At 50.1% G+C, this 14,006-nt stretch carries 13 protein-coding genes and 1 pseudogene; 9 read left to right on the top strand and 5 right to left on the bottom strand.

Translation table 11 applies throughout. From position 1 onward, the window contains the following. Positions 1-127 precede the first annotated feature (127 nt). A complete protein-coding gene (locus PEL8287_RS18745) occupies positions 128-1,024 on the top strand; it encodes a sulfotransferase domain-containing protein (RefSeq protein ID WP_085893978.1) in 897 nt (298 codons plus the stop codon). An 11-nt stretch (positions 1,025-1,035) separates the two neighbouring features. Here PEL8287_RS18745 and PEL8287_RS18740 read toward each other — a convergent pair whose 3' ends face one another. Beyond that, positions 1,036-2,265 (bottom strand): oligosaccharide flippase family protein, encoded by a 1,230-nt coding sequence (locus tag PEL8287_RS18740; protein WP_176228700.1) that lies wholly within the window; start codon positions 2,263-2,265, stop codon positions 1,036-1,038. Between the two features lie 430 nt (positions 2,266-2,695). Between PEL8287_RS18740 and PEL8287_RS18735 the strand changes: the two genes are divergently transcribed. Beyond that, positions 2,696-3,667: a hypothetical protein gene (locus tag PEL8287_RS18735; protein ID WP_085893976.1), complete on the top strand. Its 972-nt coding sequence runs from the start codon at positions 2,696-2,698 to the stop codon at positions 3,665-3,667. Positions 3,668-3,688: 21 nt separating this feature from the next. Here the strand turns inward: PEL8287_RS18735 and PEL8287_RS18730 are convergent, their stop codons facing one another. Together PEL8287_RS18730 and PEL8287_RS18725 are read right to left on the bottom strand one after the other, a co-directional pair. Continuing rightward, positions 3,689-4,411: a hypothetical protein gene (locus PEL8287_RS18730; protein ID WP_139837867.1), complete on the bottom strand. Its 723-nt coding sequence runs from the start codon at positions 4,409-4,411 to the stop codon at positions 3,689-3,691. Between the two features lie 90 nt (positions 4,412-4,501). Further along, a complete protein-coding gene (locus tag PEL8287_RS18725; protein WP_085893974.1) occupies positions 4,502-5,767 on the bottom strand; it encodes a glycosyltransferase family 4 protein in 1,266 nt (421 codons plus the stop codon). Between the two features lie 311 nt (positions 5,768-6,078). Here PEL8287_RS18725 and PEL8287_RS18720 point away from each other — a divergent pair, with 311 nt between their 5' ends. The 4 genes from PEL8287_RS18720 to PEL8287_RS18705 all read left to right on the top strand — a co-directional run bounded on the left by PEL8287_RS18720 (position 6,079) and on the right by PEL8287_RS18705 (position 10,193). Continuing rightward, positions 6,079-6,912, top strand: a complete 834-nt coding sequence (locus PEL8287_RS18720) for a sulfotransferase family protein (RefSeq protein WP_085893973.1) — start codon at positions 6,079-6,081, stop codon at positions 6,910-6,912. Between the two features lie 175 nt (positions 6,913-7,087). Continuing rightward, on the top strand, positions 7,088-8,551 hold the full coding sequence (locus PEL8287_RS18715; protein ID WP_235862343.1) for a UbiA family prenyltransferase: 1,464 nt from the start codon (positions 7,088-7,090) through the stop codon (positions 8,549-8,551). Further along, positions 8,497-9,804 carry a glycosyltransferase family 39 protein gene (locus PEL8287_RS18710; protein WP_085893971.1) on the top strand — a complete coding sequence of 436 codons (1,308 nt, stop codon included), beginning with the start codon at positions 8,497-8,499 and terminating at the stop codon, positions 9,802-9,804. The genes PEL8287_RS18715 and PEL8287_RS18710 overlap by 55 nt, the downstream gene beginning before the upstream one ends. A gap of 23 nt (positions 9,805-9,827) precedes the next feature. Further along, positions 9,828-10,193, top strand: coding sequence for a DMT family transporter (locus PEL8287_RS18705; RefSeq protein ID WP_085893970.1), 366 nt, complete (start codon positions 9,828-9,830; stop codon positions 10,191-10,193). A 12-nt stretch (positions 10,194-10,205) separates the two neighbouring features. Here the strand turns inward: PEL8287_RS18705 and PEL8287_RS18700 are convergent, their stop codons facing one another. Continuing rightward, on the bottom strand, positions 10,206-11,027 hold the full coding sequence (locus PEL8287_RS18700) for a glycosyltransferase (RefSeq protein ID WP_306372195.1): 822 nt from the start codon (positions 11,025-11,027) through the stop codon (positions 10,206-10,208). Positions 11,028-11,293: 266 nt separating this feature from the next. Between PEL8287_RS18700 and PEL8287_RS18695 the strand changes: the two genes are divergently transcribed. The 3 genes from PEL8287_RS18695 (at position 11,294) to PEL8287_RS18685 (ending at position 13,695) form a co-directional block, all read left to right on the top strand. Further along, positions 11,294-12,577 (top strand): glycosyltransferase family 4 protein, encoded by a 1,284-nt coding sequence (locus PEL8287_RS18695; protein ID WP_235862342.1) that lies wholly within the window; start codon positions 11,294-11,296, stop codon positions 12,575-12,577. A gap of 2 nt (positions 12,578-12,579) precedes the next feature. Further along, the gene (locus PEL8287_RS18690) at positions 12,580-13,359 is read left to right on the top strand and encodes a WecB/TagA/CpsF family glycosyltransferase (protein WP_085893967.1); all 780 of its coding nucleotides are present in this window, start codon (positions 12,580-12,582) and stop codon (positions 13,357-13,359) included. Positions 13,360-13,455: 96 nt separating this feature from the next. Beyond that, entirely contained in the window at positions 13,456-13,695 is a 240-nt protein-coding gene (locus PEL8287_RS18685; RefSeq protein ID WP_085893966.1) for a hypothetical protein, read from the top strand. Between the two features lie 193 nt (positions 13,696-13,888). Here PEL8287_RS18685 and PEL8287_RS19865 read toward each other — a convergent pair. Then, positions 13,889-14,006, bottom strand: a pseudogene (locus PEL8287_RS19865) (IS5-like element ISCARN85 family transposase); the annotation flags it as partial.

Here is a 14,006-nt window from a genome sequence, read left to right as displayed (position 1 = left end):
CTGCTTTTCCCTCAAAATGGCAGTTCAAGCCAGGGAGCAGCATTGGTAGCTCTGGCGCCGCAGCGAATATTCAACTAGGAAAAGACCGGATATTGGACTGTTCTATGTCGCACCCGGAGTTACTTAAATGGGCCACCCCAACAATTTCTTCATCCTGGCAGGGGCACCCAAATGCGGAACAACTGCGATCGCCAACTGGATGAAAGACTGGCCCGGTTTTCACCTGCACTCCAAGGGTAAGGAGCCACGGTTTTTTACCGATTTTCATGACACCTCCTGGACAGGCCCAGGGGCCGACAGGTTTCTGCAAAGCGCAATTTCAAACGAGACAGAGTATCTGGAGGGCTTTGCAGGCGAGGCTGGCGATTGGGCAATAGATGCCTCGACTGATTATTTGTGGTGTGATGCCTCTCCGGAATTGATAAAGTCATGGGCGCAGCGGTTTCATGTTAAAATTGCCTGCATTCTGCGAGATCCGGTGGACAGGGTTATTTCCGAGTATCAGCATACTCTGCGCGATCACTTGCAATCTGATGGACTGCGCCGTTCAATTGATCTTGAAAACAGCAGATATCAGGATCATTGGCAGCCGCTGTTTTATCATCTTCGCCGCAGCCGCTATTTTGCAAAGATCGAAAAGTACCGACAGGTTTTTGGTGATGATTTTATGGTTCTGGGGTACCATGAATTACAGGACCCCAAAGCGCTTTCAGAAAATATCGCCCGTTTTTTGGGTTGTTCGATTCTCCCAACGACACCGATCTCCCGCAAAAATGCGTCTCATAGTTATCGTATGTCGGGTGTCGCAAAATTCATGCGCGACCCCGAAGCGCGGAGAATGGCGCGCTTTTTTGTACCAAAACCTTTTCGCGCTCAGATGCGTAATGCTGTTGCATCTGTAAATCAGAAGCAATTCATCGCCAGCTTGGAAGACCGTGCATACATATATCAGGCACTTGAGAAAGATATACTGGCCTGTCGTGCAGCGGAACACATTCCAACTGACGGTTGGCATTTTCAATAGTAACGCGCAGATCAGCCGAAGTAGTTGTAGCACACAATTACCGTCAGTATCCCAACAAGCCAGATCATTTCTTCGCGAATGTCGTGCTTTAAGGTGTCTTTGACACTGTACATCAAAATTGGCGCACCGCTTAACCTGGCCACAATTGTTGCCAGCAAAGCGCCCTCAACATCGAAGTAATGGTAGCCGATTGGCACCAAGGTACAAATTGCCACAGTCCGCGCGCCCGAGGCCAATGCCATAGCCCTGCTGTTTCCCAGGCTGAGCGCCAGCATGGCAACAATGTTGAACCTTTGTGCGAGGATAAGAAGACTTAGAATGGGCATAAAGGTGCCCGCAGGTTGGTAGTGAGGCGCATAAAGAAATGCAATTATTGTCGGGCCACCAAAAAAACATATCAGAAATCCGACAGTGGCCAATCCATCTGCCAGCCTGATGAACTTGCGGAAAACACGCCTGATCTGTCCAGGACGGTCACGCAATACTTCGCTGAAGGCAGAAAAGCCGATACGATCACCCAGATGCTTCAGGATCGTGACCCCAGCCTGGATCCACAACATGGCAATGATGAAAAATCCGAAGGTCTCTTTGTCGAGAAGAGCCGCCAGAAACAGCTTATTGGCATTATTAGCCAGAAAAGTCAGGGCCGATGACCCCAATACCCATTTTCCAAAGACCCACAGCCTGTCAGCAATTTCACGGTCAAAGACCAATTGCATCCGAGGGCCTTCAAAAAGAACATGAGACAGCAAAAGTTTAACCAGATTGCCGACCAGCATGCCGGCCAGCAGTGCCCATACAGAAGGGTTTATTTGAGCAAAAGCAATCATTGCAATCATCGCAACAATCTGCCCGCCAACATTCACCACCAAGATCCGCGCTTGTTTCAGGTGGCGCGTTGCCACCCATAGGTTGGTTGAGGTCAGCCCCTGCATCAGCATGACCGGTGCGGATAGTATGACCAAACCTGGCAGTTCGGGCGCGGCATAAACCGTTTCAGGGTTCGCCAGCGGTCCCACCCAGAAAAGTGCGATCCCCACAACCACAACAATCGCAGAAATCACCGCTCCGCGTATGATCTGTACTGTCCAGGCGGCCCGCAGAAAATACGAATCTTCGCCGTCAATTTCCCGGACAACGCTTCGCTGAATTCCAAGGTCGGAGAACAAAGTCAGGGCAGTGTGCAAAGTGCCGATCAACGCGATCAAACCAAACGCCTCTGGCAGAAGAAGCCGTGTCATAATCAGGTTGCTGCTAAGCCTCAATGCATGGCTCAGCGCCATGTCGAGGACAACCCACCCCCCAGCCGATGTCGAGCGTTGCTTTAAAGAGCCTTGTGGCGCCATGTAGCGTATGAACCCTTATTTTGTCTCAGATAAAAGCTTGAATTTTATCGGTTCTGAAATCAGGCGGCCTTTTATTCAATAAGCATTCGCTGCAAATTTCCCTTTATCGACCCTTGATCTACAATGAGACATCGTAACCTACAAGATTGTTAACCTTGTAGAGAATTTTCAAAGCAATTATTGGCTTTTGTGTCGCCGTGCCAAAAAGTTGCCGCAAATTTTCAATAGTTGGTCTGGTGCTGTTGATGTAAATCCGCCCTGGTGGTCTAAGATCAATCAGCCTCTGAGACGCATCCTTAAAGCCACAACCCTCTGAGAGTATCGTATGATAAACCGCCCCCGCAGAAATGTTTTTATTCTGCTATCATCGCACGCCCTGCCCTATGCCAAAGTTTGCATTCGCACGATGTTGAACAATTCGGTGGAGCCGTTGCGGTTACGTCTTGTGGTGGACAACTACAGTGAGAAATCACTGATCGAAGCGGCTTTGTCAGAAATCGAAACGCCACAGGACAATCTTGTCGAAGTCGTTGCCAAGGAAGAGGTGCAAGCCCTCCTTCACAAACGGTTTCCCGGCAAAAAGGGACTGATCCAGCTTCACGAAGGCCATCCGTGTTGGCGCAAGATAATCGACCCGTTGGTTTTGTGTGCTGAGGACGAAGAATTTATTGTTACCGATCCAGATCTTTATTTTCCCAACCTCTATTCGTTTGAACCCACACCCAATAGTGGCGTGATGATGATGTATCAGGGGCCCAATTGCCTCTTGCCTCCTGCCGCTGTCCGTTCAGTTTTTGATATGGGAGTAAAGCTTGCCAATCATGTTGACATTGGAGTGGCACAAATGCGTGTCGGCGCCCTTGATCTGGATTGGCTGGATTGGCTGGTCCTGGGTATGGATGTCGAAAGATTTCGACACTTCATGCATATTGAAGCGATCATCTGGTCTGCTATTGCAATGAAGATCGGCGGTGAACACTTGAACCCGCACGCCTGGAAATGCTGGCAGCGCGGCCACATCAAACGCGTCGCGGTGGCGCTTGGAGTACCTGGGAAATGGACGCTAAAACTTGAACCTCTTGCACAGATGAAATGCATCCATGTGAGCGGAAAATCGAAATGGTGGGTCACTGAATCGCTGGAATCCGGTTTCCTCAAAGAGACTCGAAACCGCATTGATACCCCAACCCAAGGCGTCGCTTATCGCGAGTTGACCAAATCCTATTTCGAACGTGAACAAAAACTCAAAACAGCGGCCAAAAAACTGGGATATTACAAGCTGACTAAAAGCGCCTGAGGTCTCAATCGCACTCAAAATCTATTTCAGAGTGTGTATTGTTGTATCAATTTTTGGCGCAAATTTTCCGAGAAGTCGCGTAGCCGCCTTGTTAAAATAGATCTTGGACTTTTTGGCAGGGTCCGAAGGACCACGAATGGGGCGTACCATTTCCGAGCCTGTTTGTTCGCAGATATCTGAAATTATCTGTTCCATTTCTTGTGCGTCAAACAGATCTCTAAATGCGATTGAGGTATGCGGCCTGTCCTGCCAGAAGTTCCAAAACTCCTTGATCATCGCATTACAATTCTGACGGTACGCATCACCCTCAAATGCATTCCATCTTTCAAGCGAATCCAGAATGCTATCTGTATCGCGTTTAACCGTGATGACAACCGCATTACGGAACAAGGTTTCGATCCGCGGATCCTGTATTCTGTCTTTCGCAACTTTGATTGGAAGGTGGGTTTTGACAATGTGCCCGCCGCCGTCACATATCTGATCCAAATAGTTCTTGTGCAGGTTTTTCCGCTGCAGGCAGCCATCCAGATCAACGTAAAGTGGCTTGCGCCGGTAGTCGGAAACATTGTTCAGTAGCAGGTCAATCAACACATGCGTGCCGCTGCGCATAGGAGTTGCAACCACAATATTTTTCTTGTTTGTAATCGGTGAAGGGTCTCCGGGTGGACATACGACCCTGGGATTGCCAAACGGCAAAACATGCGCTCCAATAAAGCTAGCAAAACTACGCAGCGGGCTTGTCATTTCTAGTCCTAAACTTCTTTAAAGTGACCACCGGGCGAGATCACTAAAACACTATGGCATTCATATGGTGGCAATCGGAATTTTCGTCGTTCAGTGAGATGACTTGGAAGTCACAACGCTCTCATATATCTCGATAATCCTGTCCACTTTCCTTTGCCAGTCAAATTGCGCGCGAATTTTTTGTACGCCAGCCTGGCCCATAGAACGACATCTATTGGGGTCTTCCGCCAAGGAAATTATCGCGTCGGCAAGGCGCTCGGCAAAATTTTCCCGTGGCTCAGGATGAACCAGAATACCGCAACTTGGGTCAAGATAATCCGCCGGACCACCCCAGTCTGGCCCGATCACTGGCAGGCCTAGGCTCATCGCTTCCAAAACAACAGCACCGCCGCATTCCCAGATGGAGTTCAGGATAAGCGCATCGGCCTGATTCAGGTAACTCGAACATTCTGTTTGCGGTTTAAAGCCGTGAAATGTTACGTCGCTGGTAAGGCACCGCGTATCTCTCAGCGCCTCCAAGCTTTTGCGTTCAGTGCCATCTCCAAGGATATCTAGCACCACATCCGCCCCCCGTGATTTGGCAACGGCGATCGCTTCCAAGGTGATTTCGATCGCTTTCCACCCCACGAGACGACCCATGAAGACAAGGCGAAACGGTTGGTTGAGGTCCCGCGTTTTTCGCTCAACCGGCGCCCATGTCGACAAATCAACGCCGTTTTCCACCAAAGTTATTACGTTGGGGTGATCATCGAGTGGTAACGCGTTTTCGGTGCGTTTATTCGCAACCAAAAGCGCCGCAGCGCGCCGTTTCCCGGGGATGATACGATTCAGCCCCCGCGCCACCTGACGGGCGAACCGAACGAACAGGCGTGCGGACCTGCTTTCGTAGTCCTCGTAGCCTTTCGGATAAATCATGCCTCCATTCATGGGGCCGATAATCACGGGCACACCAAAACCAAACATCCAGGACGGTGCAAGCGGGGACACCGGAATGGGTTGGTGAATGATGTCTGCACGGCCTTTCGCAACCAATTCGCGCACCAGCTTCCTTTGAAATAGCTCGTTCACAGTGTTCAGAAGGTTTGAAAAAACCATTTCCCCTAATCGACCAGGGAAAACCTTGCCAATTTTCCAGATGCTGCGATGCCAGATCGTGTCTTCAATAAAATGGATATCCTGCAGATCACCCTTGAAAAAATCTTGCAGGTTTTTGTAGTTGCGGCGATGAGCGATCAGGCTGACAGGATAACCGCGCTCCCTGAGCACCCGGTAATAGTGCAACGGTAAAAACGCCTCACCTCCAAACAGAGATGACGCATTCTGAGCAACAAGGAGAATCTTGGGGAAATCTGGCATCACATGTTATTCATAATTCGGCAGTATTGCCTGAAAGCAAAATGTATTAATTGCACGCGATGCAACTACGCGCTTGATATTAACTAAGATCATGAACCTTGAATAGTTAGAATATCCGTTAGCTCAAACCGCACAAACGGCTTTGTTCAACAATAGACACTGTGACATCAGGATTCCCCCATAACCAAACGTTTGTCTTTCTCATGCCACAGGTTATAACTTTTTAAGGGAATTTTTACTGGAGGATTTAGCTGATCCAAACTCCCGGATACAGCTGGCATCAATTTTCTCTCTCTGATACGGCGGTTTCCATGCCTGATCCCAACTTCATTGTTATTGGCGCCCCGAAGGCTGGTACGACCAGCCTTTGTAATTATCTTGCGGGTCATGAACAAGTTTACCTTTATGAGAATAAAGAAACCCAATTCTTTTCCGGTAAATATGACCGCGGATTTGCTTGGTATCAGAGCCTGTTCAACGGTGCCCGTGACAATCAGGTCATCGGGGAAGGCACACCGGGATATGCGCTTGGGCCGAATACGGGACAGGTCGCGAAACGCATTCACGACCACCTTCCAAAGGTAAAGCTGATCTATATGGTGCGCGATCCGATCGAACGGATTAAATCGCATTATGCTCAGGGCCTCGCCAATGGCTTTCCTGATATCGGCCTGTCGAAAGCCGTTTTTGAACGGCAGAACCTTATCGAAGCATCAAGATACCAAGCCAGGCTAAATGACTATCTGGCGTTTTTCCCGCGCGAGCAGATTCACATCATTATGTTCGATGATCTTATCGCGGATCAGAAAAAAACAATAAGTGCGTGTTTGAAATTTCTTGGCCTGCCCCCAGCTGAACAGGTTGAACTGGCCAAGCGCGGTGCCCGAGAAACCCGCGCACGCGACGGTGTTTCATTATCTTTGCTGAAAAGAACCAAACCTTTCGAAGTGTTGCGGCCATTGATTCCAAACCGGATCGTTGAAAAGGTTCGCCCCTATTTCAAAGAGAAAATTAACCTGGATAAGATCGACCTAAGCCTTTCAGACGCAGCTTTTGAACACATAAAAAAAGAATTGCAGGAAGAAACAGTCCAGTTTCTTAAAAACATGGGGCGGCCAAAAAATCTGTGGACTTTCACCAATTGATGCAACAACCCGGAAGTGCCAAAAATCACCCATTTCGGTCATATTCTGGCACTAATTTCAGCCCATATAGCGTTTAGAAAAAAGAAACAGTATTCATTAGGTGAAGACGCCAGTACAGCGTTCAGACAGGGACCGACCCATATATTGTCTGGTTTTAGATATCGGATTTGTAAGAGTGCAAGATCAGCAGCGCATTGATAAGTCACCGCTAGTGGTTGACATGGACGGTACGCTTGTACGCAGCGACACCTTGCACGAGGCGTTATTAGCCCATTTTGCCGATCGACCGCAGGCGGTTTTTCGCTTTTTGGGCTTGCTTGCGCAGGGTAAGGCGAGGTTCAAAAACGCCCTTGCCGATGAATGTATCATTCAAGGCGGCGAATTGCCCCTGAACCAGGACGTTCTGGAAAAAATCAAACAAGCCCGGCAAGCTGGAAGGAAGATCATATTGGTCTCAGCAGCAGACCAACGCCAGGCCGAGGCCATTGCTGACTCCGTTGAATTATTCGATGAGGTTTATGGTACCAGTGAACAAACCAATAGTGGCAAAAACCTGAGCGGCCAAAGCAAGGCCGAGTTCTTGGTCAAGCTCTTTGGCGAGGGCCAATTCGACTATGTCGGGGACTCGCATGTGGACCTGCCCGTATGGCAGGCCGCCAACAAGACAATCACTGTGGACGCCTCGCATAAATTGCGCCGTGCGGCTGAAGGCGTATCTGAGAACGTCGAACACCTTGGCCGGCCTCGGAGCAAAGTAAGCCAATTCAGGCACTATTTGCGTGCCTTACGCCCACATCAATGGGTCAAGAACATTTTGATTTTCTTACCGATGTTGGCAGCGCACGACTTTTCGAAAATTGGCGACGCGTTGCTTGCATTCGTTGCTTTTTCCATGACAGCATCGGCAATCTATCTGGTTAACGACGTCTTGGATTTATCCGCTGATCGCGCCCATCCTCGTAAATGCAAACGCCCTTTTGCCGCCTGTGACATTCCTGTTATGCATGGGCCAATTCTGTTTTTCGGGCTATTCGGCTTTGCGTTGCTGATATCGCTTTTGTTCCTGCCGTTAATTTTCAGCGGGGTTCTTCTAATTTATGTGGCAACAACAGTTGCATATTCTCTGGTGCTCAAACGCAAGCTGATCGTCGACGTGTGGACACTGGCCGCTCTTTACACAATCCGCCTGGTAGCAGGGGCGGCGGCGACCGGAATTTCACTTTCTCCCTGGCTTCTTGGGTTCTCGATGTTTCTGTTTTTTGGGCTGGCCGCTATTAAACGTCAGGCCGAACTTACCGATCAGATACGCCGGAATGTGCCTGACACAGCGGGGCGGGCCTACAGAACCTCTGATCTGCCTGTGTTGCAAATGATGGCCTTGTCAGCGGGATATACGGCTGTATTGCTCTTTGCCCTCTACACGAACAGCGCGGTCGTTAGCGAAACCTATGCGATGCCAAGCCTGCTCTGGTCTGTCTGCCCCGTCCTTTTGTATTGGATTACGCGCATCGCGATCATGACGCACCGGGGTTATATGACCGATGATCCAATTATATTTTCGGCAAAAGACTGGCAAAGTCAGATATGCGGACTTTTGATGGCAGGCTTGTTCGTTGGGGCAAGCGTGCTGAATTGGTAGAGCTTCAGATGGTTGATTCAAGTTTAGATTTTCGCAAACAGCAGCATGCGTTACTGGCAATACTGGGGCTGGGGCTGATTTTACGCCTTGTCTGGGCGGCCCTTATCCCGATTGATCCGCTTTCCGATAGTGTAGCGTATCAAACATTCGCAGAAAACATCATCAACCATGGTGTCTATGGATGGGAGCCCGACAAGCCCGGTGCTTACTGGGCAGTTGGCACTTCGGCCTTGTTGGCTGCCGGATACCATGTCTTTGGAATGCACAGCTGGGTCGTCATCGGATTGAACCTGTCGGCGTCTCTTCTTTCGATCATCATTCTGTTCAATTTGGGAAACCGGTATTTCGGGCGCCCGTCAGGGATGTTTGCTGCGCTGTTATTTGCGCTATGGCCACTCACCATCCAATACACCACCATCATTGCAAGTGAGCTGTTTTTTATCTGTTTCGTACTTATAGGCCTGTACTTTTGGGAACGTGCTAAATCAACGACGTACACCGTGCTATGGCTGCTCGCTGCTGGGGCTGCTTTTGCCGGGGCCTCGTATATCCGACCGATTGCGCTGCTTCTGCCGATATTCCTGACGCTTTTTGAGGTCCTCAGGGGCGAAACCCGAATTTTGAACTCGCTTCTGCGCATGTTGTTGGTTTTGGTCACCATAGGCGTCTTGATAGCTCCCTGGAGCTACCGAAACTATCAGGTTTTTGGCAAACCCGTAATGATTTCCACCAATTTTGGCGCTAACTTCTGGATGGGTAACAACCCAAATACATCTGGCGGTTACCAGCCTTTGCCCGATCGCCTTGACGGGTTAAGTGAAACCGAAAAATCGGACATTCTGCTTGGTGAGGCTAAGGAATTTATTTCAGAAAACCCGACGGCCTTTCTTAAACGTACAGCTTTAAAAGCCGTGCAGATGCATAACCGTGAAACGATTGGGGCGCATTGGAATAAAACGCAGATTCTCAGCAAATGGGGAGAAACGGGGTTCAAAATATCAAAGATTGTTCCGACAGTTTATTGGTACGCCATGTTGGCGCTAGCACTTGCTGGTTTGGTTGCGTTTGTACGCGCAAATGGATTTTGGGCCATGTTGCTTTGTACGCCGGTAATGATTTGGGGATATGTCACGTCGTTGCATTCGATTATCGTTGTTTCAGACCGGTATCATTCGCCCAGCATCCCCTTTATCTGCCTGATCGCCAGCTACGCATTGGCGACACTTTACAACAGTCGCCGCCGCACTGGCTGACAATTGCCCGAAAGGATTTACCTGTGAGCGCCTGGTTTTTCATAGCAATGGCCACAATCGCGAATGTGTCGTTGAATTTATGCCTGAAGGCAATTTCGCCATCGCTGTATTTTGACACGCCACTGGCATTGCTGGGAAGGTTACTTTCTTCGCCCTGGGCCTGGTTGGGTTTTATCTCTGGCGTGGTGCTTCTGGCTTCGTTTGCCCTAGCCCTGCGCAGCATGCCTTTGAGTGTCACATATATCGTGATCACCTGTTCCGCGATGGTGTTGCTGACGGTCCTTGGTGCGGTTTTGGGTTATGAAAGCCTTAGCTTTCTCAGAAGCTTTGGACTGGCCTTCATCATATTGGGGCTGGTGTTGGTCACTCAGTCAATTCCGACTGCCTGACGGCCACTCGCCTTACCTGCCACGGGTCCACTCTTTGCTGGCCGGACGGAGCCTGACAGCGACATGCACAACCGCATAAACGCAAAACCCTACCGGATTTTTTAAAAGCAACCGTAGCAGCTCGCCTTTCCCAAGGGTGGCCTTACCCTCGTTTTTCAGCATGTCAGGATAGTTTTGCGCAATCTCTTCAACACCGGCGTCTTGTCGGCGCCGAACACGGATCAGATTCCGCAAGCCTTCGATCATCGGCCATATGTAACACGCGGGCACCTCGATACGTTCATCCGGTCGAAAACACAGGCGTACGAATGTATCATCTGAAATGATGTTGGGAAATTCGGCCCAACGCGCCCTCCCCGCACTGTTTACCGCAAACAAACCTGCACCCACCGCACCGCCTTTTACAAAGGGCAACTGCGTCCAGAGGCTCGCGTACTGGCGCGTCACCCAGCTTTGTGCCGGTGCTACCTGCAAAGTACCAGTCGCATAAAGCGGGACATCCGTATCAAGCGCGGCATGCAACTGCCGCAAAAGTTCAGCTTTAAGCCGCACATCGGCATCCAGATATACCCGAATGCCACCGCTGGATACCTGATCGGCCGCATTCAGTGCATTAACCTTGCCCGCAACAGGCACATCCAAAACATTCAGCGCCCAACCGCGCGCCTGAAACTTCTCTTTATATGTAAGGGCAACTTCGGTGGTCTTGTCAGTTGACGCGTTTACCGCAACAAACACTTGCAGCGTAAAGGATTTTGCATCCTGATCCAAAAGCGATTGCAAACACCCACCGATGTAGGATTCCTCATTTCTGGCGGCAATAATCAGGTCCAATTTCGGCGCCCCCTGCCCTGTTGACATGACATTGTTTCACTCCGAATTCTGCCTGCGGGCTAACACTTAATTCGAGTTGAAGTCGAACAATCTTGCTTTCTAAAATCAACTGATCCTACTTCGTCCGTCTGTTGTTGCCTATCATTTCTATCGCAGCGCAAGTGACCGGAGCAATCCGGATAGCGTTAGTTTTGCAAAGACCATGAAATAGTGACCAACTTGCCCTAATCTGTACAAATTTATTCGACATATTCGCGCCAAACCCGATGGGCTGGCACAGGGCTATACAAACTAGTATTTCTCAACCAACGGAATGCCCAGTACCCTGTTTTAAAGGATTTCATATGCGAATTGGATATCTGTTGAATACCTATCCGGTTACCAGTTCAACCTTCATTCGCCGCGAAATGGAAGCGTTGGAAAATCTGGGTTTTCCAATCAAACGGTTAGCAATACGTCGTTGGTCTGAACCCCTGGTCGATAAGCGCGACAAGGCAGAACAGGATAAAACAACGTACATTCTTTCCGGGCAGATACCCAGGCTGATCTTTGGTTTCTTCCGCGAGGCTGTTACGAATCCCATGGGTCTGGGCAGGGCTATATGCGGTTCCTTGCAACTGATCAAAAACGCGCGCGGTGGGTTGGTCAGGAACATCGCTTATCTGCTGGAGGCTATTTCGCTGAAAAGGCATGCTGCAGCAAATAGCATTGACCACATTCATACGCATTTCTCCACCAATGCTGCAGCAGTGGCCTTGCTATCGCATCGGTTGGGGGGGCCAGGTTACAGTTTCACGGTCCATGGTCCGGATGAGCTTATCGATTGGAGTTTGTCTTCGCTTGCGATGAAGGTGCGCGAAGCCCGCTTTGTCGTGGCAATTTCAAATTTCTGCAAATCGCAGCTATTGCTCGCCGCAGGGCCGCAGGCATTGCCTAAAATCAAAATTTCCCGATGTGGCCTGCCCGTTGAAGAGTTCGATAAACGCAACGAAAGCTTTGAAGGGAATCCACCGTTCGTATCCGTCGGCCGGTTGTGCCCGCAAAAGGCGCAGGTCCTTTTGATCGAGGCTGTCGCAAAAGTGGCCGCAACGCACCCGGAAATTCGGGTACAGATGATAGGTGACGGAGAAAGTCGCGCCGATGTCGAAGCGGCCATAAATCGCCATGGCCTGCTCCGGAATGTGGAACTTTTGGGCTGGCGCGACAATCACGAAGTCTGCGAAAATCTGGCAAAAGGACGCGCACTGCTTTTGCCCAGCATTGCCGAAGGCCTCCCTGTTGTGATCATGGAGGCTTTCGCCCTTGGGCGACCGGTCATTTCAACCTTTATCGCGGGAATACCAGAGCTGGTGGACAACAAGTGTGGCTGGATTATTCCCGCAGGCTCGGTCGATCATATCGCTGAAGCATTGATACAGGCCCTTGAAACGCCACCCAAAACTCTTGCAAAAATGGGCCGCGAGGGCCGCCAGCGGGTACAAGAGATGCACGACATCCAAAAAAATGCAGCCATTCTGGCCGAAAATTTTCGTGACGTGAGAAAACGGTGACTATGGCAGATAAACCGCCGAAATCTGAAACCAAGAACCCTGGCCAACAGATGGTCTCTTTGGTGAACTTTGCCACCAAAGCAGCTTTGCTTGATGATATTGAATTGCGCATGCAGCAGCAGCGGGGGTTCACTATCGCAACCCTTAATCTGGATCACATTGTCAAGCTGCGCCGGTTGCCTGCCTTTCGTGCGGCCTATAAAGCTCACAGCCACGTCGTGGCCGATGGCAACCCCATCGTCTGGCTGCGTCGCGTCATGGGGCGGCCTGTCGAGCTTATTCCTGGATCGGATCTGGTCAAACCGATCGCGGCGCTTGCCAGCAAAAACCAGGTGCCAGTTGCCTTGCTGGGCGCAACCGAACAAGCCTTGGCTATGGCGTCCGCACAACTGAAGCAGATGTTCGGGCAGCTTGACATTGTCGCAACCATTTCGCCTCCATTTGGATTGGAACCAGAGGGAAAAGACGCGGATGCCGCGATTGACCAGGTCGCAAGGTCCGGTGCGCGCTTGTGTTTTCTGGCACTGGGCGCCCCCAAGCAAGAATTACTGGCCATCAGGGCTGTGGAGAAAATTCCGAACTGCGGCTTTGTTTCCATTGGTGCTGGACTGGATTTTATCGCCGGAACACAGGAACGCGCACCATTGTGGGTGCAAAAAATCGCTATGGAATGGCTTTGGCGGCTTGGGTCGAATCCCACACGGCTGTTCAAACGCTATGCAGAATGTTTTTATGTCCTTCCCGGATTGTTTGTATCTGCCTATACGACCCGATCCAAATAGGTGATTTAGTTGGCGAACACACCATATTTAGCTTAGGGCTCACTATTCTTTCATTCATCTTGCGTGTAATCTGGCAGAAAAAATCGGAGAACCGAGATGCTGGGCGAGCAGCCTAACCATACAAAAGACGATGACTCTGCGGTGCCATCTCAATTGCGCGGGACCCGTGAAGGGCTGTTTCATTTACTTTGGCAAATGAACAAATCAACTGCTGCTAACATTGACTCTACCCAGAAACCGCCGTCCGGAGCTGTTTCTGCCAGGTTAGACAAAAACCAGAAGAAAAATGACTGGCAGAAAATAATGCAGGCGGACACCTTCTTTTTCCGTGAATAGGCAGAAAAAACGCTCACTGTTGAATGTCACTGAGAACTGACCCGGTATTTCACCGAGATTTGACCCACCTTTAGTTGTGTATCAGCGGTTAGACTTTGGTCAGTGAGGGACCATCGGGGGGCAGGTCATTTGCACTAACGCAACGAATGCCGGTAACAAGCCCTGCACCGGCGTTCGTCTATATTAGGGCCTGTTAACACTTAATCATATCGACGATTAGGGCGAAATTCAGGAAAGCGCGGTACATGACGTCCAGCTTTTCGAACCTTGAGAAGATGCGTCGGTATCCTTTCAGCCTTCGAAACAGGCGT

The organism is Roseovarius litorisediminis, assembly GCF_900172295.1.
Classification (GTDB): domain Bacteria; phylum Pseudomonadota; class Alphaproteobacteria; order Rhodobacterales; family Rhodobacteraceae; genus Roseovarius; species Roseovarius litorisediminis.
This window is presented reverse-complemented; position numbering and strand designations above follow the sequence as displayed.

Coding starts and splice junctions, on each gene's coding strand:
- PEL8287_RS18745 (WP_085893978.1), top strand. CDS start 128: ATGGGCCACCCCAACAATTTCTTCATCCTGGCAGGGGCACCCAAATGC.
- PEL8287_RS18740 (WP_176228700.1), bottom strand. CDS start 2,265: ATGACACGGCTTCTTCTGCCAGAGGCGTTTGGTTTGATCGCGTTGATC.
- PEL8287_RS18735 (WP_085893976.1), top strand. CDS start 2,696: ATGATAAACCGCCCCCGCAGAAATGTTTTTATTCTGCTATCATCGCAC.
- PEL8287_RS18730 (WP_139837867.1), bottom strand. CDS start 4,411: ATGACAAGCCCGCTGCGTAGTTTTGCTAGCTTTATTGGAGCGCATGTT.
- PEL8287_RS18725 (WP_085893974.1), bottom strand. CDS start 5,767: ATGCCAGATTTCCCCAAGATTCTCCTTGTTGCTCAGAATGCGTCATCT.
- PEL8287_RS18720 (WP_085893973.1), top strand. CDS start 6,079: ATGCCTGATCCCAACTTCATTGTTATTGGCGCCCCGAAGGCTGGTACG.
- PEL8287_RS18710 (WP_085893971.1), top strand. CDS start 8,497: ATGCGGACTTTTGATGGCAGGCTTGTTCGTTGGGGCAAGCGTGCTGAA.
- PEL8287_RS18695 (WP_235862342.1), top strand. CDS start 11,294: ATGGGCTGGCACAGGGCTATACAAACTAGTATTTCTCAACCAACGGAA.
- PEL8287_RS18690 (WP_085893967.1), top strand. CDS start 12,580: ATGGCAGATAAACCGCCGAAATCTGAAACCAAGAACCCTGGCCAACAG.
- PEL8287_RS18685 (WP_085893966.1), top strand. CDS start 13,456: ATGCTGGGCGAGCAGCCTAACCATACAAAAGACGATGACTCTGCGGTG.